Below are 26,977 nucleotides of genomic sequence, written 5' to 3' on the forward strand. Positions count from 1 at the left end.
TCAATATTCATTAAGACCGTTTCGCTATTCTCTCCTCTCGATAACAATTCCTCAAGGAGAAGAATAGTGGATACAATTAGTTGGAATGATTTTGAGAAGGTTGAGATCAGGGTCGGAAAGATTGTTGAGGCCCGTGTTTTTGAAGAAGCGCGTATTCCGGCTTATAAGCTGCACATTGATTTCGGTCCGGAAATCGGCATGCGCAAATCCAGCGCCCAGATAACCAAACTTTATTCAGTGGAAGAATTGCCCGGCAAGCTTATCGTGGGGGTAGTGAATTTTCCCAAAAAGCAGATCGGACCGTTTATGTCCGAGTGCCTAGTGACCGGATTTCATAATGAAAATGGGGATGTGGCACTGTGTGTGCCGGATAAGGAAGTGCCGTTAGGGGCGAAGCTGTGCTAGCAGAGTCAATGACGATTTATACGCGTTAGCGGCGAAGCCCTATTAAAAAGTTTTGGGAATCTTAAACCCTTTTTCCAAAAGGGTTTAAGGCCCCCGGCAGGGTCGCCGAAGGCCTCTTTTATCAAAAAGCGCGATAGCGCATCAAATCAATTCGCAACAGCTAATTCTTGCTGCTTGGCAGGTTCCCACCATGCCGTGTGGGTAGTCTGACCGGGCATGCAGAATTCGCCCATCTGCGGGGTCAGCAGCTTAATCCCTTGTGCTGCAGCCAGAGCAGAGACTCTGCGGATGGGCTCATCCCATTTGTGAAAAGCAAGATCGTATGCCCCCCAGTGTACGGGCAGCATGTATTTCCCACCCAGTTCAATGTGTGCCTGCACGGACTCTTCGGGCAGCATGTGTACGTCATGCCATGATTTATCGTAGGCACCGGATTCGATCATAGTCAGGTCGAAGGGACCGTACTGTTTGCCGATTTCCTTGAAGCGTGCATCGTAACCACCGTCTCCGGTGTAGTAGGCACTATGGCGCTCGCCTTTGAAGACGTATGAGGCCCAGAGGGTTTTGTTCTTGTCTGTCAGTCCGCGCCCGGAGAAGTGCTGGGTAGGGGCGGCGATGATTTCTACATCATGGATAATGATGGATTCATGCCAGTTAAGTTCCACGATCTGTTCAGGGTCGCAGCCCCATTTACGCAGGTGGGAACCGACTCCCAGCGGGACGATGAACAGTTTAACTTTATCCGCTAAATGCTTGATAGTATTCATTTCCAAGTGGTCGTAATGGTCGTGGGAAATGACTACTGCGTCCACGTCTGGAAGCTCTTCGCGTTTGATGGGCGAGGGCTGAAAACGGTTGACTGTAAACGGAACAGGGGAGGCATTGTCGAATACCGGGTCAATAAGTAAGCGGACTCCGTCGATATCGAGGATCATGGAAGAATGACCCAGCCACGCCACCTGCAATTCTGCGGGAGTGGTGGAAAAGGAATCTCTGGTCAGATGATAGTAGGGCAGTTCCTTGTCCGGTGTACGGCTGAAATCAAAGAAGAAGTTCATCATTTTGCTAAAGGTGAAACTCTCAAGAGTCATGTTGACCGGATGTTCATTGATGAAAGTGCCATTCTGGAAATTGGTTGATTTTTCGTACATTGTGCTTTCCTCAATAGAAGGGGCGTGCCCCATCTTGGAGCAGGCCGGGATCCCGATGGAGATCCCGGCTGCTGCCAGCAATGTGAATATATAAAGTATTGCTTTTTTCATTTCAGTCTTTTGCCTGCTGGAACCATGGTTATTAACTTAATGGATAATCAACATCGATTCTTCAGACTTTTGTCTAGTTCATGACCTCTGCTGCCATTTTTGCAGCTTTGCGCCGTGCAGAACGTTCCTTCCAGCTTTCCTGCAAGGAGCAAAGTGTGGGTACGACCACGAGTGTGAGCACAGTGGCGATGGCTAGACCGAAGATAACCGCTACTGCCATGGGCCCCCACCATTGTGAGGTTTCACTTCCCATATCGAGATGCATGTTGATGAAGTCGAAACTTACGCCTGTTGCCATGGGGATAAGTCCCAGCACAGTGGTGATGGCAGTGAGCAGGACCGGACGGAAACGGGTCAGTCCGGCTTCAATGAGTGCTTCGCGGGCACTGCGGCCTTGTCCCTTGAGCTGTTCAAAGTAGTCGATGAGCACGATGGCATTGTTTACAACGACCCCGGCAAGCGAGAGCACGCCGACACCGGTCATGATGACCCCGAAGGCCGTCCCGGTTACCAGCAGTCCGACCATAACACCCCCAAGGGACAGGATGACCGCGGTCAGGATGATAAACGGGGTGGTCACAGAGTTGAATTGGGTGACCAGTACGATGAAGATCAGGAAAAGTGCTCCGGCAAAAGCCTTTTCAAGGAATGTGGAGGCCTTGGCCTGCTCTTCCTGCTCTCCTGTGAACTTATATGAATAGCCGCGCGGCAGTTCGATGCCTGATACGGCCTTGTTGATGTCTGCGATTACTTCTTCAGCAAGGCGGCCTGAGACATCGGCGGAAAGAGTAACCACCCGTTTCTGGTCAATGCGGTTGATACCGCCCAGTCCGCCGCCCATGGTTACGTCAGCAAGGCTGGTAATGGGGATCGGTTCGCCTTTGGGGCCGGAGACAGTGATGCGGCGGATGTCCTCAAGGGAATCTCGTTCCTCTTTAGGCAGGCGGGCTACGATGTCGTATTCATCCTTGCCTTCGCGGTAGACCCCGACCTTGAAGCCGTTAATGGCGGTCTTCACTGCTTGGGCAATGGTAAAGGCGTCGAGGCCCATTATGGCCGCTTTTTCTTTGTCCACATCCACCCGGATTTCCGGCTTGGCTGAGATGTAGTTGTCTTTCAAGTCAACAAGGCCGGGAATATTTTTGATAGCCCGCTTGAAGGAGGCGGTAATTTCTCCCAAGTGACGCAGATCCTTACCGTATATCTCCATGTTGATGGCACTGCCTGTGGGCGGCCCCATCTTTTCAGGTTCGGCACGCACTTCCGCACCGCGGATGGCATGCTGCAGGCGGTCACGGATTTCATCAGTGATTTCAGATGAAGGGCGGCTGCGGTCCTGAATGTCCACGTAATCAAGTTTCACGAGGCTGTAGTGGGTGCCTATCTCATCAGATTGCCCGGATTCCCCGGTGTTAGCGATTATGTATTCTATATCCGGGTATTCGGCGGCGATCTGTTCAACCACTTTTACGAACTGATCCGATGCTTCAAGGTTGGTACCCACCGGAGCCTTGATTTTGACGTCGGAACGCTTGGGTTCGGTCTTGGGCAGGAATTCCACACCGCGTCCGAACATGCCGAAGCTGACAGTTGATGCGATGAGGAAAGCAAAGGAGAAGAGTACTACCAGCAGCCTGTGATCCAGCGACCATTCAAGGATGGGACGGTAGATGTTCTTAAGTGTTTCCATCATGCGGTCAATGAAACCGGGTTTGGCGGTTTCATCCTGTTTAGGCACATCCTGAAACTTTGCTGAGAGCACCGGGTTGATGACCAAAGCCACGAACAATGATGCCGAAAGGGCGATAATTACGGTGATGGGCAGGTAGCTCATGAATTCGCCCATGATTCCGGGCCAGAAGATCATGGGAAAGAATGCCCCCACAGTGGTCAAGGTTGAGGCTATTACCGGCCATGCAACTTCGTCGGTGGCATCCATGGCCGCCTGCAGGCGGGATTTACCCATTCCCATGTGGCGGTAAATGTTCTCGACCACAACGATACCGTTATCCACGAGCATCCCGAGACTCAGGATCAGCGAAAAGAGGATAACCATGTTCAAGGTGTAGGAGAAAATTTCCAGCACAGTGAAGGTTATCAGCATGGACAGCGGGATTGCCAGCGAGACAAATAGAGCCGAGCGGCCGCCGATAAAGGCGAAAACGACGATGAGTACCAGCAGCAGTCCGGTAATGATGTTGTTCTGCAGGTCGGCAACCATCTGGCGGATTTCATCGGATTGGTCGGCGGTAAGGTTGATCTTCAGGGTAGGCGGCAGAATCTGCTGCTCTTCCTTGAGGATTTCCTTAACCGTATCAATTATGCGGATGATATTTTCCCCGGCTCTTTTTTTTACTTCAATGGTCACGCTCTGGATTCCGTTGAAGCGGCTTTTGGAGGTCGGGTCTTTGTAGTGGTCGCGTATGGAGGCGATGTCGCGTAGGTAGATGGGACGTCCATCCTGCTCGTAGACCACGATTTTATCGATCTCGTCCGGGTGTTTGAAATCTTCTGGCACGCGCACAAGGTATTTGGATTTGCCGATTTCCACAGAGCCGCCGGGGGTGTTCACGTTGGCGTTTTGAACTGCGCTGAGTAGGCTGGCAAGGGGGATGTTGTAGAAGGCCACGCGGTCCATATCGAATTCCACGTGGATTTCACGCTCAAGGCCACCGATGATTTTGGCATCAAGCACGCCCTGAACAGATTCAATGCGGTCTTCCAGCTGTTCGGCAAACACCTTCAGTCGTTTGAGTGAGAACGGACCGGAAAGGACTACGTTCAGGATCGGTTGTTCCGAGAGGTTGACCTCGTTGATGACCGGCTCATCGGGCAGGTCCGAGGGCAGGTCCGGTTTGGCCTGATCGACCTTGTCGCGCACTTTCTGTAATGCGTCGTCAATGTCCACATCAGGGTTGAATTCAACCTTGATGATGGAAACTCCGTCATCGGAAATGGATGAAATTTCCTTGGTCCCGGAAAGCCCTTTCAGCTTGCGCTCAATGGGCATAGTTATCAGGGTTTCCATGTCTTCCGGGGCCACCCCTTCAAAGTTTGTCTGCACAAAGATATAGGGGATGGTGATATCCGGATCACTTTCGCGGGGCAGGGATGCGTAGCTCGATATTCCGGCTATGATGATGAAAACAAGCAGGACCATTACGGTGGACTGCCTGTTCAATGCTGCCTTGTTGATAATCACTTGGTCACCACCTTGGTACCGTCTTCAACCATGGTATGTCCGGCAGTGATCAGTTTTTCACCGGCCTTGAGCCCCTTGGTAATCTGGGCGCGGTCACCGTCGATTACACCAAGCTCAATTGTGCGGACCTGAGCTACGCCGTCTTTTTCCACGTAAATGATCCGCTCTCCGCCCTGATTGATGATAGCGGAAAGGGGAGTTGTTACCGCATCGGTCACAGTGCGGCGCAAGAGGGATACACGGGCCAGCATCCCGGCACGGATCTCCCCGGCGGAGTTGTCGGTGATGACCTTGGTTTCAAATGTCTTGGAAAATTTGTCAGCCTTGAAGGATACGAAGTCGATTACGCCTTCCCATGTCTTACCGGGCAGGGCATCAACTGAAACAGTCACCTTCTGGCCCTTTTTGATGAAAGAAATGTCCATTTCCGGGACGTTGATGATAGTCTTGATGGTGGAGGAGTCCACAATATCAACTACATTGGAACCAACCTCCAGACGTTCACCTCGGTCTATGTAGCGTTTGTTGACCACTCCGGCGATGGGGGCGCGTACAATCCCGTATTCCACATTAACCAGCATCTCCTTGAGTGAAGCTTCACTCTGCTCAAGCTCGGCCTTGATCTGATCGTATTCCTCCTGCGCAAGCACTCCTTTTTTGAGCAATTCCTTGCGTCGGCGCAGCTGTTCTGCTGCAAGCTTTTTGGCTGCTTTTGCGCGGTCGAATTTTGCTCCGCTGGAGGCTCCGTCAAGACGGGCAATGAGCTGGCCTTTTTTTACGTGATCGCCTTCTTTTACTCCCAGCCAAATCACAGTTCCGGCGGATTCGGAAGAAACGCATACATCCTTGTCCGGCTCGGTCTCGCCGGGCAGGGTCAGTATATCCTCGATGGTTACGGGGACGACTTCAACAGTTCCGACCCGGACAGCTTTTGCCGGGGCTGCGGTGTTTGCCTCGGTCTTTGCGTCAGATTCGCAGCCGCAGAGGGCTATGAGTAATGCAATCAGTATGAGAGGGCTGAACCTTTTAGTCTGCATGGTATTTTTCCTTAATGGCTTTCAGGGAGCCGAGGATGAATGTGGTATAGTAGTCGGCCATGAATTCCAGCTTTTCTTCGGATTCAATTTCTCCTTCCGGGTAATGGATAATTGCCAGAAAATGATGAACAAGCACGCCACTGACAGCAATGTGAGCCTGTTGGATTATTTCATCGTCTTCTATGGGGGCCAACATCTCCCGGATTATGGGGGTTAAGAGTTCTCCGTCTATTTCTTCGTGGCATTTGAAAAGTTCAGGATTGCAATCTTCAGAAACATACTCTTCAAAGAGCAGCCGTATTTTTCTCTTCTTGATTTTTTCCGGATCGTCATAAGTGCATAAGGTTCTGAGTTCCCCATAAACATATGCACGGAGCCTTTCTTCGATTGTAGAGACTTCAGTGATGCCTTCCTGTCTGTCCGCGCCAGTCATCATTTCATCCATCCACATTTTCAGTACCTGATAGTAAAGCTTGCGCTTGTCTCCGAAGTGGTAGTTGATGGCCGCTACGTTGGCGTCTGCTGCCGCGCAGATGTCGCGTACTGTGGTGGCTTTGAATCCTGTTTCACAGAAAACCCGGCTGGCGGATTCCAAAATTCTCTCTTTAGTAGTCTGATCGCTCATATATATTTCTCCAACAAAGATTTAAACGCTGTTTGAAGCCTTGTATGATTTGATTTACAGTCAGTCAAGCAGTATTTCAAACGATGTTTTAATGATGGCTGTTAATATCTATTTTGCTTAATTATTTCAGAGTAATGGTTGGATGTTAAGAAATGTTAAGATGTTTCGTATAGCGATATTAATAGTTGACCTGCAGTCCATTGGAGCCTAGTATCTGCAAATCTTATTTTCCGCTCTATTGCGTAACCGCATATTCCCACACAATATTTCCGCTTTTAATCTGAGTTGATTCTTTTTTATTTATTTTAAAATTGTACTGTTATGCCTAATTTTCTTTTTATTACTATGCTGGCGGCTTTCCCCGCCCTGTCCACGGATATGTATCTTCCTGCACTGCCGACCATTCAGGAGCAGTGGGGTATTTCTTTGGCTGAAGTGAACCTTTCGCTGGTTCTCTTCTTTATTCTGTTTAGCTTCTTCATGCTCATTTACGGCCCTCTGTCTGATAAGTACGGGCGTAAACCCGTGCTGATCGGTGGAGTCGGAATTTATGTGCTGGGCAGTGTTCTTTGTGCTTTATCCACCAATATCTGGTTTTTGGTGGCGGCCCGCATTGTACAGGCTGCCGGGGCGGCCTCGGCGTCGGCACTTTCCATGGCGCTGGCAAAAGACCTCTATACAGGTACTGAGCGTCAGAAGGTGTTGGCCTATATCGGGGTGATCATCCCCTTATGCCCTATGGTTGCACCCATGATGGGCAGTATGATGCTTGAGTTCTTATCCTGGAAGTGGATTTTCGGATGTCAGGCAGTGCTGGCTTCCATGGCTTTTTACGGCACTCTGGTATTCAAGGAGCCTGAATTTGAAAAGACCGAGGGCGGGATTTTGAGCATGCTTTCCCGCTATCTGGTGGTGCTCAAAAATGTTGAGTTTACCACTTACTGCTTTGCCTTCTCGGTAATTGGGATTGGCTTTTTCGGATTTCTGGCCGGGTCAGCGGATATTTATATTCGCGGATTCGGAATGAATGAGCAGCAGTACGCCATGTTCTTCGGTTTTAACGCCATCGGCTTCATGACCGGATCGTTCACCTGCTCAAGACTCTGTGTGGGCTATTCATCCATGTCCATTCTTAAGGTCTCATTGATAGGGGTGATATTGGCCAGTATCGGCGTGCTGGCGTTGGGCGGCACAGAATATACTTTTGCTGCGCCCATGTTCCTGATGACATTTTCCATCGGGGTCAGCAGGCCTATCAGCAACCATATGATCCTCGAAACTGTGGACCGTGACATTGGTGCAGCGTCCGCGCTTCTGACCTTTACTTATTTCATCTTCGGCGCTGTTGCCATGGAAATTATCTCTTTTGATTGGCCGGCAAAGATTCGTGTTATCGGCGAGATGGGAGTTCTCGGCGGAGTCGTTCCGTTGCTTTCCCTGTTCTGGGTGGCTCGGCGGGCGAGAGTGACGCAGTAGCAAGGAATATCTGCTAAAAAATGTACAAAAAAAACTCGCGTATGAACACATACGCGAGTTTTTTTGTCTGTAGGGTCGAATCTTATTATTCGGGGATGGAATCAATCAATTCCAGCATTTCCAGTTCACCTTCACCAGTTGTAAGAGTGCCGATTTTTTCAACGGCTGCCTTGAAGTGATCAGAATTGGAATGGAAATCGAAGGCAGCCTGATCTTTAAATTTTTCTACAAAACGGAATGCACCGGGAGTATCCACAACCTTGTGCAGCCTGTATTCTACTGAGCCTTCTTCTGTTGCGGTTGCTTTGACCAGTTCGCGTAGAACCGCTTCAAGTTCCTGTTCCTTGCCTTCTGCGGCCTGAACTTTTGCCGTAAGAGTTATCATTTTTTTCTCCAAGTTGAATGTTTCTGGTTATGGTTGGATATTTGTAGATAATTTTACCAGCCCATAAATCAGCAATTAGGATGAAATGGGCAGTTCAATGTTGTTTTCTTCCTGAGAAATCTTCTTTAATGTCAGTTCCGAAAACCGCTTGCTAAAAACCGGGCTGCAGATACTTATAACTGAAAACTGCAGCAAAAACAGGTTAAAAAGTCGGGGGAGAAATGACAAAGCATGAGTACAGCAGGGCGCGCATCTACCGGGACAGGAATTTTGACGGAAAGTTCTTCTTTGCAGTCAAAACCACCGGGATATTCTGCCGCCCATCCTGTCCGTCTCCGCGAGCTAAAGAAGAGAATGTTGTCTATTTCGAAACCATTTTTCAGGCCCTTGAAGCCGGATTCAGGCCTTGTTTACGTTGCCGACCAGACATAACCATTGAATATGGTTCCGGTTATCCCTCTTCCTACGAACTGGTCAACGAAGGCCTGCGTATGATTTACGATGGTTATCTCAATTACCATTCCCTGAGTGACCTTGCCTGTGAGCTGGGAGTTTCAGATCGTCATTTGCGCCAGCTTTTTGTAGAGCGGTTGGGCGTGCCTCCGGTGAAGATTGCAAGATACCACAAGGCAATGTTTGCCCGTAAAATGCTGCTTATGTCTGATAATTCCATTACCGACATTGCAGCTGCCGCCGGATTCAGCTCTTTGCGCCAGTTCAATGAGGTTTTCAAGTCTATTTTCAACATGACCCCCACAGCTATGCGCAAGGAGTTGGGCAGTAGGCCAACTGCACAGGACGGAACTACACTTTTACTGAAATATGAACTGCCCTTTGATTTTAACTCCATGCTTTTATTCATGCGCGAGCGGGCTATAAAGGGAGTGGAAGTCATAACTGAAGATAGTTACAGCAGGACCTTCAGAACCGCAGAGGCCCATGGTTACTTCAGTGTTACCGATGACCCTGCCCATTCCTCCCTGCGTTTGAGCATCTTTTCGGAAGATATCAAGTGCTATATGGAGGTATATAACCGAGTACGGCGTATGTTTGACCTTGATACTGACCTGCGCATAATCCGGGATCATTTTCAGGGGGACGAGCTTTTGGAAAAGGGCATGAAAGATGGTCAGGTCCCGCGCCTACCAAAAGTTTTTGATCCTTTTGAGTTTATGGTCCGGGCTATTTTAGGACAGCAGGTCACAGTAAAGGCGGCTACGACCATGGCCGGACGCATTGCGAATAAAACCGGGTTTCGGTGTGCTGCTGATTACCCTGATGGCCTTGATTTCTTTTTTCCAAACTCGGCGGAACTGTCCAGTCTGGATCTGGATGGTATCGGTTTGACCAATACCCGTCGGGAAACAATCAAAACTGCGATTCGTGCTATTAATGAGGGGGCGGTAAAACTCTCCGCAAATCAGTCGCTGGAGGATTTTCACCGCGACTTTTCCGCCTTGAAAGGGATCGGTGACTGGACGGTGAATTATGTTGCCATGCGCGGATTGGGATTGCCGGACAGTTTCCCGGCCGGAGATCTTGGAGTTATCAAAGCCCTCAGCGTGGACGGTGTTAAGCCGACGGCAAAACAGGTGCTGGAAATTGCCGAAAAATGGAGACCTTACAGAGGTTACGCCACTCTTTGTTTATGGAATTCTTTAGGAGAAGAATAGCGATGAAACTTTTTTATACAAGCTTCAGGACCCCGCTTTGCGAAATTATTCTGGCTGGTAACGAGGAAGGTCTGTCTCATTTGCATATGCAGACTGGAGAAGGGCATCGGGTCTTTGAAATCAATCCTGAGTGGGGGTGGAATGACGATTTTTTCGTCGATATAAGGGGACAGATTGAGGATTTCCTGGCTGGAAAACGTACTCAGTTTGATGTGAAGTTAAATCCTCAGGGAACTGACTTTCAAAAGCGGGTATGGTCGGAACTGTGCAAGATTCCTTGCGGAGAGACAAGGTCATACAAAGAGATTGCGATTGCTTTAGGAAATGAAAATGCGAGCAGGGCCGTGGGGACGGCAAATGGGAAAAATCCGGTGCCGCTGATCATCCCCTGTCATCGAGTGATTGCTGCCAACGGGAGTTTGGCTGGATTTGCTCACGGTACAAAAATCAAACAAAAATTATTGGAACTGGAGAAACGCGTTTAAGCTGCCAAAACTATTCTTCAAGTTCATCGTCAATGCTGACTTTGGGCGACTCGTCATCTGTGGCGGTCTTTTCTTTTTGCTGCTTTTCAATCAGCTTGACAATCTGTGAATGTAATGACTTTGAAGGCTCAAGGCTTGAATCAAGGCGCAGGCTGAGTTCGGTGTAGTTCAGGGCGCTCTCATAGTCCTTCGCATAGGTGTATGCTCGGGCCATGTTGTAGTAAAGGTTGGCATCGTTGGGAGTGAAAGTGCAGGCCTGATGATAGGCCTTGATTGCGCCTTGATAATCTCCGTCTTTACGCAGTTTTACTCCGAGGCGGTTGAAGGGATTTACCGCATCCGGTTCGTTCTGCAGGATCTCAACGAATAATTCCTTTACATTATCCAGCTTATCCTGAACAGCATATATGTCAGCTGCCTTGTTCAGGTAATCCTTATAGTTATCTGTATCGCCCTTGCCTTTGTACGCGTCGGCCATGCCTTTGTAAGCTTCAGCATACATTTCATTGAGAGCGATTGCCTTGTTGAAGGCGATGATGGCTTTGCCGAATTTCTCCTGAGACAGGAAATTCAAGCCCTTATCGAAATATTCTTCTGCGGGGTTTTTGTCTGCTTCGGTTACTTCTTCAATGATTTCGGAAAAGCTGTCGATTGCTTCGTCAAAGCTGCCGTTGGCTACAAGATCCCAAGAAGAATTGAGCAGTTCTTTTTCAATTTCATCAGGACTGGCGCTCATATATGCGGCAAAAACATGACGCTTAAGGGTTTCCATGCTGTACGGGCGCAGCACATAGCCACCGACTCCGGCAGCAATTGAATTGAGTACGGATTCCTTACGCTGGTCCGGGGTGACCATGATTACCGGGAGTGAGCGCATTGCGTGCCTGCGCATTTTTCTCACACAGTCCGCGCCGGAAGTGTCATGCAGCGATTCATCGACAAGAGCTACATCAATTTCGCCGTTTTCCAAAGCAGCAATAGCGTTATCCCAAGTGGAATAAACATATATATCAGACGCGCCCAGCCCGACCAAAGTCAGCCTGTCGTTTGAAATGTGTTTGGAATTATTGGAAAAAATACCGTAACGAAGCTCTTCAAGCATTCCCCGCTCCTGAAGTGGTTAATTTCTATATATATTACCTTGTCGTCAGGTTTGATTCAACCGAATTTACATTATAAATACGTGATTTTATCTTTAAGCTGTTATGGGCCCGTGTCCATTATGGCGGGCACGGGCCTGATTTGAGTTTTAAAATATATTGTACGCTTAGCTCAGGCTTATGGAAAGAGGAATTACATGAAGCTCTCTGCTTTTTTCCTGAGTAGCGCCGAGCTTCCAGGATACGTTTTCCGGTTTGCCTACAGCTTCGCCTACTTTTTCTGCGACACCCTGAATATTAATGATCGGGTGACGGGAGAAAACCTGCGGCAGTCCGTATGTCAGGTTACAGGCCAGACAGCATCCGGGGCGCTGGCGGAGCTGCAGTTCGAAATGAACTGTGTCGCCGTTGTCTCCTGCATAAGCGAGAGAAATATCATAGCTGCCTTCCTCTGCATCACCGAAAAGGGCTTCAAAGAAATCATTGGTCCTTTCTTCAGGGAAGAGGTTGGACATCATTTTCTGATCGAAAATATCCGCATATTGAGTCATAAAAACTCCATTCATTTGTTTCCGTTTTATTTGAGTAATCCGCCAAGTTCACATCAATGCCTTTGAAAAGACCTTTGTGTCAACTGTTTCAGGCGTCAGGGGCGGGCGGATGGGTTAAGCTTTGTGGACTGTTCCAGCGATAATTTTTTCAAGATCTTTCATCTCAAACGGTTTGCAGAGATAACCGTTTACCCCGGCTTCGAGGGCGGAATACCTGCTTTCCTTATTTGCGTGCGCGGAAAGAGCGATGATAGGGATGTCTCTTATTTGGATAAAATTGTTTGAAGTACGGATTGTTCGGGTCGCTTCCAGCCCGTCCATGATGGGCATCTGGATATCCATGAGGATGGTGTCAAAGACATCCTTGTTTAAGATTTCAAGACATTCAGCCCCATTTACAGCACAGCTTACTTTGTGGCCCATTCTTTCGAGTAATTTGCGAGCCATCATTCTGTTGACCGGCTCATCTTCGACCAGCAGAACGTGGAGTTTGGGTGTTTTGCCCGTAGTATCGGGCTGAGTGTTCTGGTTATCGGTCGGTGGTTTGGCAATCTTAAGGGATATCGTGAAATGAATTGAAGTACCGATGTTTGGTGTACTCTCAATTTGAATTGTTCCACCCATGAGTTCGATAAGTCTTTTTACAATGGCAAGTCCCAGTCCTGCACCCTTGTAGCGCCGCGAAAGTGATCCATCCACCTGTGTGAATGAATCAAAGATACGTTCTTGAAAATCTTCAGGAATACCTATTCCGGTGTCGCTTACAGTAAAGGATATACTGCATTTGCCCTGATAAGTAGCCTGATTTGTTCTCACATCAACTTTTATTGCTCCCTGGTCAGTGAATTTAATGCTGTTGCCGATCAGGTTAAAGAGTATCTGTCTGATACGCCCTTCGTCCCCTAAATAGTATGATTCCACTTTGGGAAGGATGGAATATGACAATTCAACCTCTTTCTCACTGGCTTGCAGTTTGAATAAGTTTACGCTTTCCATCAAAAGTTTGTTGAGCGAAAATCTGTCTTCAAAAAGATCAAGGGTTCCCATTTCCACTTTTGAAAGGTCCAGAATATCGTCAAGAACCCGGAGCAGGTTGCGGGAAGACTGCAGGGCGACATTGATACAATGTCGGTGTTCCTGATTCAGTTTTGTCGCCCCCATCACTTGTAGCATGCCCATTACGCCGTTTAACGGAGTTCTGATCTCGTGACTGATGTTAGCGAGGAATTCATCTTTGGTTTTGTTGGCGAGGATGGCTGATTCTTTTGCTGCTGAAAGTTCTTTCTCATTTTTTAAACGCTTGGTGATGTCATGAATGATGGATATGAGGAGAGTCTTTCCATTATGATTGAATGGCCCGGAAAAGACTTCAACATCCACTACTTCTCCACCTTTACAACGATGTTGAAATATAAAGCTCGTCAGATTGGCCTGATGTGCTTTAGCCATATTTGCTATTACTTCTGCTCGGGGAAGTGCATTGAGTTGAAAAATGGTTTTGGCTTTTAATTCATTACAGGAGTATCCGTAAAAGTCTGAAGCAGCTTTATTGGTATCCAGTATTTTGCCTGTTTCCGGATCGATGATGAGCATGACCGAGTGGTTGTTTTCAAACAAAGCCCGGTATTGCTCCTCGCTTTCCCGGATAGCGGCATCATATCTTTTCCGTTCAATTGCCAAGGCTATCTGGTGGGAGCATGCTGAAAACAGTTGGATATCCTCTTCCGTGAAGAGGTTGGGATTTTCATAATTCTGAATTGCCAGTACCCCGATAGGTTCATTTCGTACCTGCATGGGAACGCCGATCCATATCTCCGGAATTCGGCCCATGACATCCAGTGAGCCGTTCTCAACGGATCTAATTATCTCTTGCCCAGTCATTTGGATGATTTTGTTTTTTTGGATAGGCAGCAGGCTGATCCTTTTACTTGCCGGATCATATATGTTTTGTATCGGCGGGTACTTGTTAATCCCCTCATCCACACAATAGGTGAAGACCAGTTCTTCAAGTTCCTGATCAATGAGGGCAATATAGAAATTTTTAGCTTTAAGCTCCTTGAGCATTATTTCGTGAATCGAACGCATCAATTCGTTCAGGTTTTTTGCTGAATTGAATTGGCAGATGATTTCATAGAGTACTGACTGGAGATGCTTGCTGTGGGCCAGTTCCCGTTCTTTATTGACAACATCAGTGATGTCTTCTGCATAAATAGCCACCCGAACAACCTTACCGTCTTCAATAATCGGGTAGTGTGAATGGAGTATAACCCTTCCTTCTCTTACATCCTGAAATTTTATCGGCTCGCCGCTCTTCACTACACTGTCGAACATCTGCCGCCGGGATATGGCCAGTTCCGGGGGCAGGCAATTGAATATATCTTTGCCCGTAAGCTTGTCAGGAGTAGTCTGCAGGATGTCGGCAACAATTCGGTTGACGTATATAACTGTACCGTCAGTTTCAAGAAGAAGTATGGATTGCGTGTTCGCATCAAGGAGGGCCTCAATGTTTTTTTCTGCATCCATAGCCATCTTTCGGGCTTCTTTTAATGCTGCCTGTGGTGACTTCATATTTGCTGGACCGTCCATAAAGACTGAATCGTTGCACTACAGTTATCGTGAATTTTTATAATATGAAAAAAAAGGTTATTTTTCCATTAAAGAATTAAAAAAGTACTCTTCTGGTCGGCTGATAATTCAGTTTATTGGTCGATTAAATTAAGGGGACGTTTTTTATTGGATAGTTTTATTTTTGTATATGAGTTAGTTTATATAAAAGTAAGCTTGTGTATAGAGGAGGCTGGAATGACAGAGATTGAAACGGGAAAAATCAGGATTGGAATAGCCAGATGTTTGCTGGGTGAAAATGTTCGTTATGACGGCTCACAAAAGCTTGATCGTTATTTAAGGGATGTGCTTGGGCAATTTGTGGATTGGGTTCCGGTTTGCCCTGAAGTGGAAACCGGTATGGGGATTCCCCGCGAAGCTGTACGGCTGGTAGGGGAGGTGGAGAATCCCCGCTTGGTGGGGCGAAAATCCGGCGAAGACTGGACCGGGCGCATGCAGGAGTGGGGCCGCAAAAAACTGGCCCTGCTGGACAAGGAAAATCTCAGCGGATATATATTTAAACATGGCTCCCCCTCAAATGCCTTGGGCCGGATGAAGGTTTTCGGCGATAACGGGCAGATATTTTATTCCGGCACTGGAATCTGGGCCCGCATGGTCATGGACCACTTTCCATCCCTTCCTTGCGAGGATGACGGCAGGTTGCACGATGCCGGAATTCGCGAAAATTTCATTAACCGCATTTTTACCTTCAAGCGTTGGCGTGACGTTGTGCGGGGCGGATACTCACCAGCCAAGCTGGTCGATTTTCATACCCGGCATAAGATGTTGATTATGGTCCACAATGAAGCCATTTACCGCAAGATGGGCAAGCTTGTGGCCACAGCTGGTAGTGCCGATCCTGCAGCCTTGAGCGATGAGTACGAAGCTAATCTTTTCAAGGCCTTGACCTATAGGCCTACTGTTAAGAAGCATGTAAATGTGCTCACTCATGCGTTGGGCCATTTTAAGAAAGATATATCTGCGGACGAGAAGCAGGAAATGCTGGAGCTGATTGACCGCTTCCATAAGAAGTTAATTCCCTTGATTGTTCCGGTAACCATGCTTAATCATTATGTTCGCAAGTATGACAAGAGCTATTTGGAGCAACAGATTTATCTCACCCCTTACCCTGCAGAGCTTATGCTGAGGAATCATGTCTGATCGCCAAAACAAAATGATTTGTGTGCTGGGGGCTACAGGATATGTTGGAGGCCGCCTTGTTCCGCAGCTTCTGGATCAGGGCTGGAAAGTCCGGGCTGTGGGGCGTTCGCAAGCAAAGTTGCGTACTCGTCCTTACAGTTTTCATGAAAATTGTGAACTGGCCGAGGCTGATCTTTTTGACCGTGATTCCTTACAGGAAGCGTTGCGGGGTTGTTTTGCCGTTTATTATCTGGTGCATTCCATGCAACCGGGTAGCTCTGATTTTGCGGAGAGGGACCGTGTCGCTGCGCAGAATACTGTTCATGCTGCGGAACAGGCCGGGGTAGAGCGAATAATTTATCTCGGCGGTATGGTGCCGGATGATCCGAACATCAGCCACCACCTGAAATCCCGGGCTGAGGTCGGCGATATCCTGTCAGCCGGAGGCGTGCCTTGTACTACGCTTAAGGCGGCGGTCATACTTGGTTCGGGCAGTGCTTCATTCGAGATTCTTCGTTATCTGGTGGATCGCCTCCCGGTGATGATTACTCCGCGCTGGGTACGTACCGAAAGTCAGCCCATCAGTATCCGCGATGTATTGTTTTATCTTTCCGGTTGTCTTGAACACCCTGAAACCGCCGGGGAGAGTTATGACATAGGAGGACCGTTTTTTGAGACCTATGAAAAGCTTTTCCGTATATACCAGCAGGAGGCCGGGTTGCGTAAGCGGTTGATTATCCCTGTCCCATTTGTTTCACCGAAATTGTCTTCATATTGGCTGGGGCTTGTCTCCCCGGTTCCTGTATCTCTGGCTGTCCCGCTGGTGTTGGGCTTGCGTAACCGGGTGGTCTGTAAGGATTACCGCATCCGTGAAGTCATGCCCCGCGAACTGACCGATTGCCGGACTGCAATCCGTCGCGCGCTCAACAAAATTCAGCAGGAAGTTGTAGATACCTGCTGGTCCGATGCCGGAACTCTTGAAACTCCGGAATGGGCCATTTGTGGTGATGCCGGATATTCCGGTGGTACTGTTTATCATTCAGCATACCGTATTAAACTTGAGGGATGTGCGGACGGCCTCTGGGATAAAATTATATCTATCGGTGGTGATGAAGGCTGGTATTGCTGCAATACGCTCTGGTCGCTGCGCGGTTGGTTGGATAAGTTTGTGGGCGGGGTAGGCTTACGCCGCGGACGCAGGCATCCTTCCGAGGTCAGTGTCGGTGATGCTCTTGATTTTTGGCGGGTACTGGATGTGCAGCCCTGTGAAAGGTTGCTCCTGCTGGCGGAAATGAAGTTGCCCGGAGAGGCGCTTCTTGAATTCAGCCTTGAAAATACCTTGGCCGGGGATACTGAACTGACCATGACCGCACGGTTTTTGCCGCGCGGACTGGGAGGAATCCTTTACTGGTGGTCAGTGTATCCGTTTCACGCCCTTGTTTTTAAAGGTATGGCCCGTTCATTGGCAGAAAAGAGTGGTTGCCGGATAATGGAAGGCCCGGAACTGGTGGAAGGTCCGGCCCCGCGTTGTCGTATTCCCGGTGTTAAGGACGATGGTAATGATTAAAGTTGACCGCAGGAGAATTAATAAACTTAATTTACCTGAAATCTCCGAAGGAGCCGTAGTTTACTGGATGAGTCGTGAGCAGCGTGTTCGCGATAACTGGGGCTTGCTCCATGCCCGGGAACTGGCCGGGAGCACGAGACCGTTGATTGTTGTATTTTGCCTCGTACCTTCATTTCTTGGCGCAAACCTGCGTCAGTATGATTTTATGCTCAAGGGATTGCAGCAGGTTGAAAGGGATTTGCGAGGGCTGGGCTACGATTTTGCCCTGCTCAGCGGGCAGCCCGATCAAACACTGCCCGATTTTGTGCGTAAGGTCCGGGCCGGGATTGTTGTTACAGATTTTGATCCCTTGCGTATCAAGCAGCAATGGCAAGTCAATATAGGGCAGAAGCTCAATGTTCCGCTGCTGGAGGTGGATGGACATAATGTTGTCCCGGCACGGTTTGTAACTGATAAGCGTGAATACGGGGCGCGGACCATCAGGCCGAAGATTCAAAAGTTGCTCCCGGAATTTCTGGAGGAATTCCCGGAACTACTCCCGGCTTCGCAAAAGGGCGAAGGATTCCCCATGGTAGATTGGGATCAGGTGCGTAATTCCCTTGAAGTTGATGAAAGTATCGGTCCTGTTGATTTAGCCTCGGGAGAAGCTGCTGCCCATGCGGCTCTTAATGAATTTGTTGAGCACGGTCTTGGAGATTATGCTGAAAAACGTAATGACCCCAATGCTGAAGCAACCTCTCGTCTTTCAGCATACTACCATTTCGGGCAATTGGCCCCGCAGCGGGCAGCTCTGACTGTGGCTAGCAGACCTGCTGGCGATAGCGTGGACTCATATCTTGAGGAACTCATAATCCGCCGGGAGCTGTCTGATAATTTTTGTTTGCATACTCCGAATTATGATTCACTGGATTCGGCTCCGGAGTGGGCGTTAAAGACTTTGGCCGAGCATTCGGCGGACCGTCGTGACTATATTTATTCGTATGATGAATTTGAGCAGGCGCGTACTCATTCAGCTTTATGGAATGCTGCGCAGAGCCAGATGGTGCGCTCAGGATTTATGCATGGTTATATGCGTATGTATTGGGCCAAGAAGATTTTGGAATGGTCAGCATCAGCAGAAGAGGCCCTGCGGATCACCATAGCACTCAATGACCGTTTTGAGTTGGATGGACGTGATCCCAACGGTTATGTTGGTGCGCTTTGGTCTATTGGCGGGGTGCATGATCGGGGTTGGAAAAAACGTCCTGTGTTTGGTTCCATTCGCTACATGAATGAGCGGGGTTGCCGTCGTAAATTTGATGTCGATGCCTATGTGCGGAAATGGGGCTGAGTTGTATGAAAGTCTCACCGAAGAGTGTTTTGATAGTGTATGCTCACTTACTTTGGAGCGATAAGGTTCGAAATTATGGCGATTTATAAGGAAATGTTTTTTTTGAAAAAATAATGTCAGTGTCGATATAGTGTGGTAATATTAAAGGGTCCTTAAAATCTATTATTTGGAGGTTTGTTATGGCTAATATGGATTATCCCGGACCTTGTCCCAGTTGTGTAGGCATTGATGGTTGCAGTACTGAAGAAGCAAAACAGCAAGCAGTAAATCATTATTGCAAGGGCTTGGAAATGGAACTCAATGCCTGGAAAGCCCGCCTGTATGACGTACTGGCTGACGACAAGTCCGATAATCTCAAGGATCAGATCATAATGCTCAAGTCAACAATGAAAGAATTGGAAGCTGTAGTTGAGCAGATGAAAGATGTCTGCCCCACCAGTCTCGGTGAGCAGGAAAAGGTTATTTCCGGCAAGCTGGAAGATCTGCGCGTCCATTACACCAAGGCAATGGAAGTGCTGGCTCCCGGCTGGTTCGGTGGCTGATTTAAAGAAAATAGGTTTGTTTGTAAGGCCGGTTTCTTAGGGGATCGGCCTTTATTAATTAAAGCAGATGGGACACTTGGCCTTTTCTGCCGTTGGAACTTTGCGCAGGCAGCGGAGGGTTTCCGCTTCATCTATGTTTTCGTTACTGATGACAGTGACCGGGCTTTCCATCTGTTTTGAAACTTTCTTGCCTTCCAGCAACTCAATAGCAGCACGTACTCCAAAGAAACCCATAGCATAGGGCCTTTGGGTGATCAGTGCTTCTATCTTTTTATCACGAACACCTTTTAATAGTTTATGATTGTAGTCAAAGGCTACAAATGGAATGCTCCCGTTGTGGGTGTTCATTGTATGCAAGACCCCGTCTGATGTGGCTTCGTTAGTAGTGAATATACCTGCGATGCAGGGAGTCTTTTTTAAAATTTCTTCTGTTGATAACCTTGTTTCGCGCTCGCTGCCGTCACGCATGTGGATGCTGATGATTGTTCTTCCTGGCGACAGGGTCTGCATTCTATCGATGAACCCTTGTTCTCTTAAAGCACATGATCCGTTGTCTGGAGAGTGTCCGACCACTAGAACCGGACCAGGTGTGCTTAACTTTGCAGCCAGCAGGTCTGCTCCCAGTGAACCGGCTTTGTAATTGTCGGTAGCAATATAGCTGTCAATAACGTCTGTGGTTACCGGGGCGTCGATAATGATAACTTTGATGCCTGCTTTTACTGCTTTTTCAATGGCGGAATTTAGTTTTTTACGATCCATGGGAGCCAGCACAATCGCATCGACTTTCTGGTCAATATAATATTCGAGTAAATGCTGCTGCGCGTTGGGCTTATTTTCAACTCGTGATCCTCTCCAGATCAGGTTTATGTCCGAATCTTCAATTGCCGCATGTGCTCCCATGCAGACTACCCGCCAGAAATTGAGGATGGTTGCCTTGGGAATGGTAACTATTGTTTTTTGGGCATAACTTGCACAAGGACAGCACAGAATGTAAGCTGCCAGCAATAGACTTGCGAAAATCTTAAAAATAATTGTGTTCTGTCCCGATTGAGAAATGGATGAAGAGTCTGTCATTATAGTTTTATTTGTTTTCAGTGGAAAATCTTAATAGTTAAAGACTATATATATTTTTGTTTTCATGCAATTAGTTTGACAATGCCCGCAGTGTGGCGCTTCTAGGACTTGGAGGTCAGATGCGTAATTTAAAGTGTTGTGTTCTGTTTGTTGTTCTGAGTGTGTTGTTTTCATTTTCTGTTGCATTCGGCGAAAAGGATGGCTTGCCGGATGAATTTTGCTATCTGGATAATATTATTCCTGACGCTGTCTATGATGTCCGCTATTACGGAACCAATAATTTTGTAGGTGAGCGCATCGACGGCTATCAGGTTGAACGCGTTATCCTGACTCGTGATGCGGCTGCGGCCCTTGCCGGAGTGCAGAAGGAGCTTGCTCCCTTCGGGTTGGGGCTTAAGATTTTTGATGGTTACCGTCCGCAGGATGCAGTGCTGCATTTTGTGCGCTGGGCTGAGGATTTGAAAGATACGCGCATGAAACAGCAATACTATCCAGACGTACAGAAGAAGAATCTTTTTCGTGACGGATACATTGCAGAGAAGTCCGGCCATTCACGTGGCTCCACTGTGGACCTGACCATCATTGACCTCAAGACCGGGCAGGAACTGGATATGGGGACAGGGTTCGACTTCTTCGGGCCTAAGTCATGGCCGGAGAACATGGAAATGAGCGTACAGGTGCGCTCAAACAGGGCACTGTTACGCGAAGTCATGGTTCGTAATGGATTCAAACCCCTGAAGGAAGAGTGGTGGCATTTCACCCTTGAATTTGAACCTTTTCCGGAAACTTATTTCAATTTTCACATCAAGTAGTCAATTTACCTATACCGATTCATCAAGAATAAAGCGTAGCCAATCCGGTTGCGCTTTTTTTCTTGGATTGACTATGGACGATATGGATATAATTTATTAGTAATAATTATTAATAGCGAGGTCCAGCTTATGATAAAGCTCTTTCCATATATTTTGTCCATGGTCTTTTTGTTTACCAGCCACTCATTTGCTGCAGAGAACAAAGGGGAAAGCAAGATGCAAGAAACAACTAATAATTATGAGATAGCAACCTTGGCCGGAGGATGCTTCTGGTGTGTTGAATCTGACCTTGAGAAAGTGGAAGGAATTCTTGATGTGGTCTCCGGTTATTCCGGTGGTCACGTGGAAAATCCCACTTACGAGCAGGTCAGTTCCGGTAACTCAGGGCATCTTGAGGTTGTACAGGTTCGCTTCGATCCCACTAAGGTCAGCTACGAAGATGTACTGCGGGTTTTCATGAAGCATCATGATCCGACTGATCCGGGCGGTTCTTTTAATGACCGTGGAGAGCAATACACTTCTGCAATATTTTATCATGGCGAAGGACAGAAGAAGGTTGCAGTTGATGTTTTGCAGGAGATCGACGGTTCAGGTGTATTTGAGCAGCCTCTTGCAACCAAGCTGATTCCTTTTGAGAAGTTCTACCGGGCTGAGGAATACCATCAGGATTACTATAAGAAGAATCCGGTTAGGTATAACTGGTACAGGTTTTTATCCGGCCGGGATTCTTTTGTTGAAGAGCATTGGGGCAATAAGGAAGAGTTCAGGCAACCGGCACTGGAAGTGGATGGTTACAAGCGGCCCGAAGATGCCAAGCTGCGTGAAATACTCACTCCGCTGCAATTCAAGGTGGTCCGTGAGGATGGTACTGAGCCTGCTTTCAATAATGAGTTCTGGGATAATCACCGCGAGGGAATCTACGTGGACATTGTCTCCGGTGAACCTCTCTTTAGTTCCCGGGATAAGTTTGATTCCGGCACAGGTTGGCCCAGCTTTACCCAGCCTATTGAAGGGCAGGGTGTTGTAGAGAAGGAAGACCGTTCCTTTTTCATGACCCGCATTGAGGTCCGCTCGCGCAAGGCTGATTCGCATTTGGGGCATGTCTTTGATGACGGTCCCCAGCCCACAGGATTACGCTATTGCATCAATTCTGCGGCCCTACGTTTTATCCCTCTGGAAGAGCTGGAAAGCGAAGGGTACGCTGAGTACCGGAAGTTATTCAAGTAAGTAAGGGCAGCCCGGAAGATCCTTTTTCGGGCTGCTTGCATTATTAGAGCAGTGTAGTGTACTCGTTAAAAAAAACTTTTGTAATGGATACACACGCATGCCCCTGCTTTCCATCATCATTCCCAACTATAATTACGGACGTTTTGCCGACCGTTTTTTTGGTTCGTTGGCATCTCAGACCATGTCTCTTAGGGATGTGGAGGTAATTTTTGTCGATGATGGCAGCAGTGATGATTCCCTTGAGCAGGCTCGCAAATGGTCCGCAAAGCTTGATTGCCGGGAGTTCTCAATCCTGACTCCTCCGCGGTCCGGCAGGCCCGGTCCGGTTCGCAATCACGGTCTGGAACAGGCTATAGGAAAGTATCTACTCTGCTTTGACCCGGACGATGAATTGAAACCGGATTTTCTGGAAACAAGTGTCGGACTGCTGGAATCAAATTCCAAAATATCGCTGGCTTATTCAGATTACCTTGAGGTTGCTCCCGAGGAATCTCTTGTTCGTTTATTACCGAATTTCAATCCCTTACATTTGCGGACCCAGAATACGGTTGCAACTGCTGCGCTCTACCGTCGGGAACTATGGGATATTGGGGTGCGCTACCGGGAGAATACTACCTACGAAGATTGGGACTACTGGGTGCAATGTTTGATGGTTGGCGGCAAATTTCAACATATTGCGCAGCCCCTTTACATCCACCACGTCCACGAATCCAATTTTTCCTTTAAGGCGGAAAAAGAGGACGGGGCGGCCAAGGCCCATATTGTTTTGAATAATCCCGCATTTTTTCATAAATCCGTAGTTGGCTGGGCCAATGAACATTTACGCAGGCGGGCTCAGGCTCCCTCTTTTCAGCGCGGCTACATTCCCACTCCCGATGATCTGCAGAAAATTTTAGAGATGATCAGAGACGGCGAGATATAAAATTAGTACACGGAGATTCAGATGCAGATTATCCTGACCGGGATTTTGGCAGCATTGTTTTTCAGTTCCACCTTTGTGCTTAACAGAGCCATGAGCCTTGAAGGCGGGCATTGGGTCTGGTCGGCAAGTTTGCGCTATTTCTGGATGCTGTTATTACTATTTATCGGGCTTGGTATTTTTCGCCGTGAGTTGCTGGGCCGTTCATTCTGTCTCTTTCTGAAACATTGGAAATTCTGGACTATCGCGGGCGGAGTGGGCTTTGGGGTCTTCTACGCACTGATCACTTTCAGTGCCTCATACACTCCGGGCTGGGTGGTTGCTGCCACTTGGCAGACGACTATTCTTGCCACGCCGCTGGTTCTGCTGGGCTTCGGTAAGAAGGTCCCCCTGCGGGCCATGCTGTTGACTCTGATAATTTTCGCCGGAGTGTTGCTGGTCAATGTTGAAAGTGTGGAGGAAAGTTCTTGGAACGCTGTTCTGTTAGGGGCAATCCCGGTTTTTGTGGCCGCCTTTGCCTATCCTTTCGGCAATCAGCTGGTCTGGGAGGCGCGCAACGGCGGCAGCGGAAGAATTCCGGTTTTGGATGATCCGGCCATGGATGATCCTTTTTGCCGTGTGCTGTTGCTAACTCTTGGCTCCCTTCCATTGTGGGCCGTATTGATCCTGTTTACCCAGCCGCCTTTGCCGCAAACAGGACAGATCATAAATACCGCCCTTGTGGCGATTTTCTCCGGTATTGCCGCGACCAGTCTATTTCTCTACGCCCGGCACAAGGCCAGAAACGCAGCAGAGCTGGCCGCGGCAGATTGCACTCAATCCATGGAAGTGCTTTTCTCATTGGCCGGAGAGGTCGTGCTTCTGCACGGAACCCTGCCCGGAATATTGGGCTGGTCCGGCATCGGCCTGACCATGCTCGGGCTGATGTTATATCTCCGGGTTCAGAATGTACGCTAACCGATCAACTCTTTTGCGCTGACCATCTGCGCATAGAACATGCCCAGTGAGGCCATGAATCCGGCATGCACTTCCGTCGACCCAGCCTTTACACCGTCAAATTCAAGGCTGGCCCCGCAGCATGCGTCATGTACAACCGTGCATTTGTAACCCATGTCCGAAGCTGCCCGGGTGGTGGCGTCTACACACATGTTGCTCATCATTCCAGTTATGACCAGTTTATCGACACCTAACTTTTTTAGTTCCGCATCAAGGCTGGTTTTCCGGAAACTGTTGGGATAATTTTTAAGGATGACAGCTTCGTTTTCCTGCGGTTTGACACAGTTGTGAATTTCCGCTCCCTCAGTTTCCGGTAGAAAGAAAAAAGCTCCTTCCTGCACGGAAATGTGCTGGATATGGATTATCGGCTGTGCGATTTTCCTGAAGTGGTCGAGGACCTGCGCAGCCTTTGTGCCGGCCTGCTCACTGTTTTCAAGGGTGAACTTACCGCCGGGAAAGTAATCGTTCTGGATATCGATGATGATCAGTGCTTTTTTGCTCATTTAATTTCTCCTTGGTGAGATTTTGTGTTCAAGTTGAGTACATGCTGACAGATCCGTGCTAAAATTTAAGTGGCACTATTGACAATAAGCGTGCTGAAAACGACAATGAGTCATTATGAACGTAGCCGTCCTTGCTTATAAAGATTGTCTGGTCTGCGCGGTTTCCGGGGTGCTGGAAATTTTTAGCATCGCCAATAGCCTATCACAGGAGTCTAATGGAGATGAATTCAGCGGTTTATCAATCCTGAGTCCTGATGGCAAAAGCGTATCCGGATTTGTAGGAATAGCCTTGCAGGTCAGTGGGAGCATTCAAGATGTACAGCCGGATATTCTGGTCATCCCCCCGGTATTCGGGGATATTGAAGTGTTGTTGGAAGACGGGCCGCTTATCGCACGTATTGCCAAGCTGGGGGAGCAGGGTACCATTTTAGCCTCAGCTTGTGCCGGATCATTCCTCATGGCCAGAGCAGGGCTACTGGACGGCAAGCCAGCCACAACTCACTGGAAATTGGCACCGGATTTTTCATCCCGTTTTAGAAACGTGGACCTTCAGCCCCGGCGTATGCTCATTGACGGAGGCGGATATATCTGTGCCGGAGGGGCCATGGCTTGGCAGGATCTTGCCCTGCACATCGTGGCCCGGTTCATGGGCCGGGAGATTTCATCCGCTTGCGCCAAGATGCTGGTCATGGATTCCACCCGTGACGTGCAGACTCCATATTTCATGTTCGAGAGTAAGTCTGTGGACGAAGGGTTTGCGGACAGGGATATTCTGCGGGTGCAGGAGTGGATGCAGGAAAATTACAACATGCCGATAAATATAAAGTCTCTGGCCGAACAGTCCGGTCTTGGGGAGCGTACTTTCCTGCGTCGTTTCAAGCGGACTACGGGTATGACTCCCAATAATTACTTACAGCAAGTACGCATTGAGGCGGCACGGCACCTGCTGGAGGTCAGCGGGAAAGGTGTGGATGAGATTACCGTTTTGGTCGGTTATGATAACCCTTCATCATTCAGGCGCCTTTTCAAGCGGATGACCGGCTTGAGTCCCCGTGAATATCGTAGCCGTTTCAGCAGGGTGGGTTAGTTTAGATTATTATTCCAAATGATGAGTATGAGTATAATTTCTTGATAATGAAAACGGATTTCGTTATCTATCTTAGTCCATTCAAATTGTAACCAATAAAAAGGATCACCAGATGCTTAAGAAATTTCTCTCGCTCATCATGGTTTTAACCATACTTATTCCCGCGGCAGCTTCTGCCCATTCCTTGTATATTCAGGCTGGTCGTTACCATGTCTCGGAAGGGAAAAAGTCACCGTTATTCTTTTGTTATGGGCATCATATCCCGGTTGATGATGCTGTACGTATGAAAAAGCTTAATCACATTACAATACAGCAGCCTGATTCTAAAACTTACGGTATAAAGCTCCGCGATGAGAAGTCATTGCACTCTTACGTCATCAATTATGAAATGCCCGGAACATACGTGCTGACCGCAGCCACCAACCCCGGTCATTTTACCACATGGCTGGACAAGAAAGGACGTAAGCGTCATTCCATCAAGCCCATGAGCAGCGTGGCTGATCGTGCTTCTGAAATTGTTTCCTCCCTGCGCAGTAGCCAGTGGACCAAGACATACGTGGTCTGCGAGAATCCTTCTGCAGTATTCCCAGCCATAGTAGGCATGCCCATGGAGCTTGTTCCTGCAAAAGACGTATCTATGCTCAGGAAAGGCGATGTCTTGGAAATGCAGGTCTATATGGATGGCAAACCCTACCGCGGCGACGGCTATTGGGATGCCACATACAACGGCTTCTCCACTCAGGCCGAGGATATGTATATTCAGCGCCAGCAGGTTTTTGACGGTAAAATCAAGCTGCCCATCGATGTAACCGGAAGATGGTTTGTACGCTTCTTCACCAAGAAAGCACCTATGAAGGAAAGCCCTGATTTCATGCAGGAGAAAAAGACAGCCACCTTGGTTTTCGAAGTTCCCAATGAGCGCAAGAGACCCAAGCTGGACAGTCATTAAACAAATAAAAAAGGGACCATAACGGT

At 48.3% G+C, this 26,977-nt stretch carries 24 protein-coding genes; 14 read left to right on the forward strand and 10 right to left on the reverse strand.

All coding sequences use genetic code 11. The features are described 5' to 3' along the window. Nucleotides 1–66: 66 nt before the first annotated feature. Nucleotides 67–405: a tRNA-binding protein gene (locus ACO05Z_RS04230; RefSeq protein WP_421900836.1), complete on the forward strand. Its 339-nt coding sequence runs from the start codon at nucleotides 67–69 to the stop codon at nucleotides 403–405. A 146-nt stretch (nucleotides 406–551) separates the two neighbouring features. On the opposite strand, the gene ACO05Z_RS04235 is transcribed toward ACO05Z_RS04230, so the two are convergent. From ACO05Z_RS04235 to ACO05Z_RS04250, 4 genes are all read right to left on the reverse strand, one after another. After that, a complete protein-coding gene (locus ACO05Z_RS04235; protein ID WP_421900838.1) occupies nucleotides 552–1,667 on the reverse strand; it encodes an MBL fold metallo-hydrolase in 1,116 nt (371 codons plus the stop codon). Between the two features lie 73 nt (nucleotides 1,668–1,740). Beyond that, a complete protein-coding gene (locus tag ACO05Z_RS04240; RefSeq protein WP_421900840.1) occupies nucleotides 1,741–4,869 on the reverse strand; it encodes an efflux RND transporter permease subunit in 3,129 nt (1,042 codons plus the stop codon). Further along, nucleotides 4,866–5,906 (reverse strand): efflux RND transporter periplasmic adaptor subunit, encoded by a 1,041-nt coding sequence (locus ACO05Z_RS04245; protein ID WP_421900842.1) that lies wholly within the window; start codon nucleotides 5,904–5,906, stop codon nucleotides 4,866–4,868. Before ACO05Z_RS04245 ends, ACO05Z_RS04240 begins: the two co-directional genes overlap by 4 nt. Next, nucleotides 5,896–6,531 (reverse strand): TetR/AcrR family transcriptional regulator, encoded by a 636-nt coding sequence (locus ACO05Z_RS04250; RefSeq protein ID WP_421900844.1) that lies wholly within the window; start codon nucleotides 6,529–6,531, stop codon nucleotides 5,896–5,898. The genes ACO05Z_RS04245 and ACO05Z_RS04250 overlap by 11 nt, the downstream gene beginning before the upstream one ends. A gap of 321 nt (nucleotides 6,532–6,852) precedes the next feature. Between ACO05Z_RS04250 and ACO05Z_RS04255 the strand changes: the two genes are divergently transcribed. Next, the gene (locus ACO05Z_RS04255) at nucleotides 6,853–8,007 is read left to right on the forward strand and encodes a multidrug effflux MFS transporter (protein WP_421900846.1); all 1,155 of its coding nucleotides are present in this window, start codon (nucleotides 6,853–6,855) and stop codon (nucleotides 8,005–8,007) included. Nucleotides 8,008–8,092: 85 nt separating this feature from the next. Here the strand turns inward: ACO05Z_RS04255 and ACO05Z_RS04260 are convergent, their stop codons facing one another. Then, nucleotides 8,093–8,392: a putative quinol monooxygenase gene (locus ACO05Z_RS04260; protein WP_421900848.1), complete on the reverse strand. Its 300-nt coding sequence runs from the start codon at nucleotides 8,390–8,392 to the stop codon at nucleotides 8,093–8,095. Nucleotides 8,393–8,613: 221 nt separating this feature from the next. Here ACO05Z_RS04260 and ACO05Z_RS04265 point away from each other — a divergent pair, with 221 nt between their 5' ends. Further along, nucleotides 8,614–10,065 (forward strand): AlkA N-terminal domain-containing protein, encoded by a 1,452-nt coding sequence (locus ACO05Z_RS04265; RefSeq protein WP_421900850.1) that lies wholly within the window; start codon nucleotides 8,614–8,616, stop codon nucleotides 10,063–10,065. Between the two features lie 2 nt (nucleotides 10,066–10,067). After that, on the forward strand, nucleotides 10,068–10,550 hold the full coding sequence (locus ACO05Z_RS04270) for a methylated-DNA--[protein]-cysteine S-methyltransferase (RefSeq protein WP_421900852.1): 483 nt from the start codon (nucleotides 10,068–10,070) through the stop codon (nucleotides 10,548–10,550). Between the two features lie 10 nt (nucleotides 10,551–10,560). Here ACO05Z_RS04270 and ACO05Z_RS04275 read toward each other — a convergent pair whose 3' ends face one another. The 3 genes from ACO05Z_RS04275 to ACO05Z_RS04285 all read right to left on the reverse strand — a co-directional run bounded on the left by ACO05Z_RS04275 (nucleotide 10,561) and on the right by ACO05Z_RS04285 (nucleotide 14,769). After that, entirely contained in the window at nucleotides 10,561–11,652 is a 1,092-nt protein-coding gene (locus ACO05Z_RS04275) for a tetratricopeptide repeat protein (protein ID WP_421900854.1), read from the reverse strand. 165 nt (nucleotides 11,653–11,817) lie between these two features. Next, nucleotides 11,818–12,201 carry a pancreas/duodenum homeobox protein 1 gene (locus ACO05Z_RS04280; protein ID WP_421900856.1) on the reverse strand — a complete coding sequence of 128 codons (384 nt, stop codon included), beginning with the start codon at nucleotides 12,199–12,201 and terminating at the stop codon, nucleotides 11,818–11,820. Nucleotides 12,202–12,315: 114 nt separating this feature from the next. Next, nucleotides 12,316–14,769 (reverse strand): PAS domain S-box protein, encoded by a 2,454-nt coding sequence (locus ACO05Z_RS04285; protein WP_421900858.1) that lies wholly within the window; start codon nucleotides 14,767–14,769, stop codon nucleotides 12,316–12,318. Between the two features lie 234 nt (nucleotides 14,770–15,003). Between ACO05Z_RS04285 and ACO05Z_RS04290 the strand changes: the two genes are divergently transcribed. From ACO05Z_RS04290 to ACO05Z_RS04305, 4 genes are all read left to right on the forward strand, one after another. Continuing rightward, on the forward strand, nucleotides 15,004–15,966 hold the full coding sequence (locus ACO05Z_RS04290; RefSeq protein ID WP_421900860.1) for a YbgA family protein: 963 nt from the start codon (nucleotides 15,004–15,006) through the stop codon (nucleotides 15,964–15,966). Beyond that, nucleotides 15,959–17,512, forward strand: a complete 1,554-nt coding sequence (locus ACO05Z_RS04295; protein ID WP_421900862.1) for an SDR family oxidoreductase — start codon at nucleotides 15,959–15,961, stop codon at nucleotides 17,510–17,512. The genes ACO05Z_RS04290 and ACO05Z_RS04295 overlap by 8 nt, the downstream gene beginning before the upstream one ends. Beyond that, a complete protein-coding gene (locus ACO05Z_RS04300) occupies nucleotides 17,505–18,842 on the forward strand; it encodes a deoxyribodipyrimidine photo-lyase (RefSeq protein WP_421900864.1) in 1,338 nt (445 codons plus the stop codon). The genes ACO05Z_RS04295 and ACO05Z_RS04300 overlap by 8 nt, the downstream gene beginning before the upstream one ends. A gap of 179 nt (nucleotides 18,843–19,021) precedes the next feature. Next, nucleotides 19,022–19,384, forward strand: a complete 363-nt coding sequence (locus ACO05Z_RS04305) for a hypothetical protein (protein WP_421900866.1) — start codon at nucleotides 19,022–19,024, stop codon at nucleotides 19,382–19,384. A gap of 54 nt (nucleotides 19,385–19,438) precedes the next feature. Here ACO05Z_RS04305 and ACO05Z_RS04310 read toward each other — a convergent pair whose 3' ends face one another. Continuing rightward, entirely contained in the window at nucleotides 19,439–20,389 is a 951-nt protein-coding gene (locus tag ACO05Z_RS04310; protein ID WP_421900868.1) for a substrate-binding domain-containing protein, read from the reverse strand. A gap of 188 nt (nucleotides 20,390–20,577) precedes the next feature. On the opposite strand from ACO05Z_RS04310, the gene ACO05Z_RS04315 reads away from it, so the two are divergent. The 4 genes from ACO05Z_RS04315 to ACO05Z_RS04330 all read left to right on the forward strand — a co-directional run bounded on the left by ACO05Z_RS04315 (nucleotide 20,578) and on the right by ACO05Z_RS04330 (nucleotide 24,373). Then, a complete protein-coding gene (locus ACO05Z_RS04315) occupies nucleotides 20,578–21,270 on the forward strand; it encodes a M15 family metallopeptidase (RefSeq protein WP_421900870.1) in 693 nt (230 codons plus the stop codon). Nucleotides 21,271–21,486: 216 nt separating this feature from the next. After that, nucleotides 21,487–22,497: a peptide-methionine (R)-S-oxide reductase MsrB gene (gene msrB / locus ACO05Z_RS04320; protein ID WP_421900872.1), complete on the forward strand. Its 1,011-nt coding sequence runs from the start codon at nucleotides 21,487–21,489 to the stop codon at nucleotides 22,495–22,497. Nucleotides 22,498–22,594: 97 nt separating this feature from the next. Next, entirely contained in the window at nucleotides 22,595–23,419 is an 825-nt protein-coding gene (locus tag ACO05Z_RS04325; protein WP_421900874.1) for a glycosyltransferase family 2 protein, read from the forward strand. 21 nt (nucleotides 23,420–23,440) lie between these two features. Beyond that, nucleotides 23,441–24,373, forward strand: a complete 933-nt coding sequence (locus tag ACO05Z_RS04330) for a multidrug resistance efflux transporter family protein (RefSeq protein ID WP_421900876.1) — start codon at nucleotides 23,441–23,443, stop codon at nucleotides 24,371–24,373. On the opposite strand, the gene ACO05Z_RS04335 is transcribed toward ACO05Z_RS04330, so the two are convergent. Further along, nucleotides 24,370–24,915, reverse strand: a complete 546-nt coding sequence (locus tag ACO05Z_RS04335) for a cysteine hydrolase family protein (protein WP_421900878.1) — start codon at nucleotides 24,913–24,915, stop codon at nucleotides 24,370–24,372. The two genes, ACO05Z_RS04330 and ACO05Z_RS04335, sit on opposite strands and share 4 nt — an antisense overlap. Before the next feature lie 115 nt (nucleotides 24,916–25,030). Between ACO05Z_RS04335 and ACO05Z_RS04340 the strand changes: the two genes are divergently transcribed. Together ACO05Z_RS04340 and ACO05Z_RS04345 are read left to right on the forward strand one after the other, a co-directional pair. Then, on the forward strand, nucleotides 25,031–26,002 hold the full coding sequence (locus ACO05Z_RS04340) for a GlxA family transcriptional regulator (protein WP_421900880.1): 972 nt from the start codon (nucleotides 25,031–25,033) through the stop codon (nucleotides 26,000–26,002). Nucleotides 26,003–26,114: 112 nt separating this feature from the next. Next, complete coding sequence (locus ACO05Z_RS04345; protein ID WP_421900882.1) at nucleotides 26,115–26,951, forward strand: DUF4198 domain-containing protein; 837 nt, start codon at nucleotides 26,115–26,117, stop codon at nucleotides 26,949–26,951. Nucleotides 26,952–26,977: the final 26 nt, after the last annotated feature.

The organism is Maridesulfovibrio sp., from assembly GCF_965230075.1.
Classification (GTDB): Bacteria; Desulfobacterota; Desulfovibrionia; order Desulfovibrionales; family Desulfovibrionaceae; genus Maridesulfovibrio.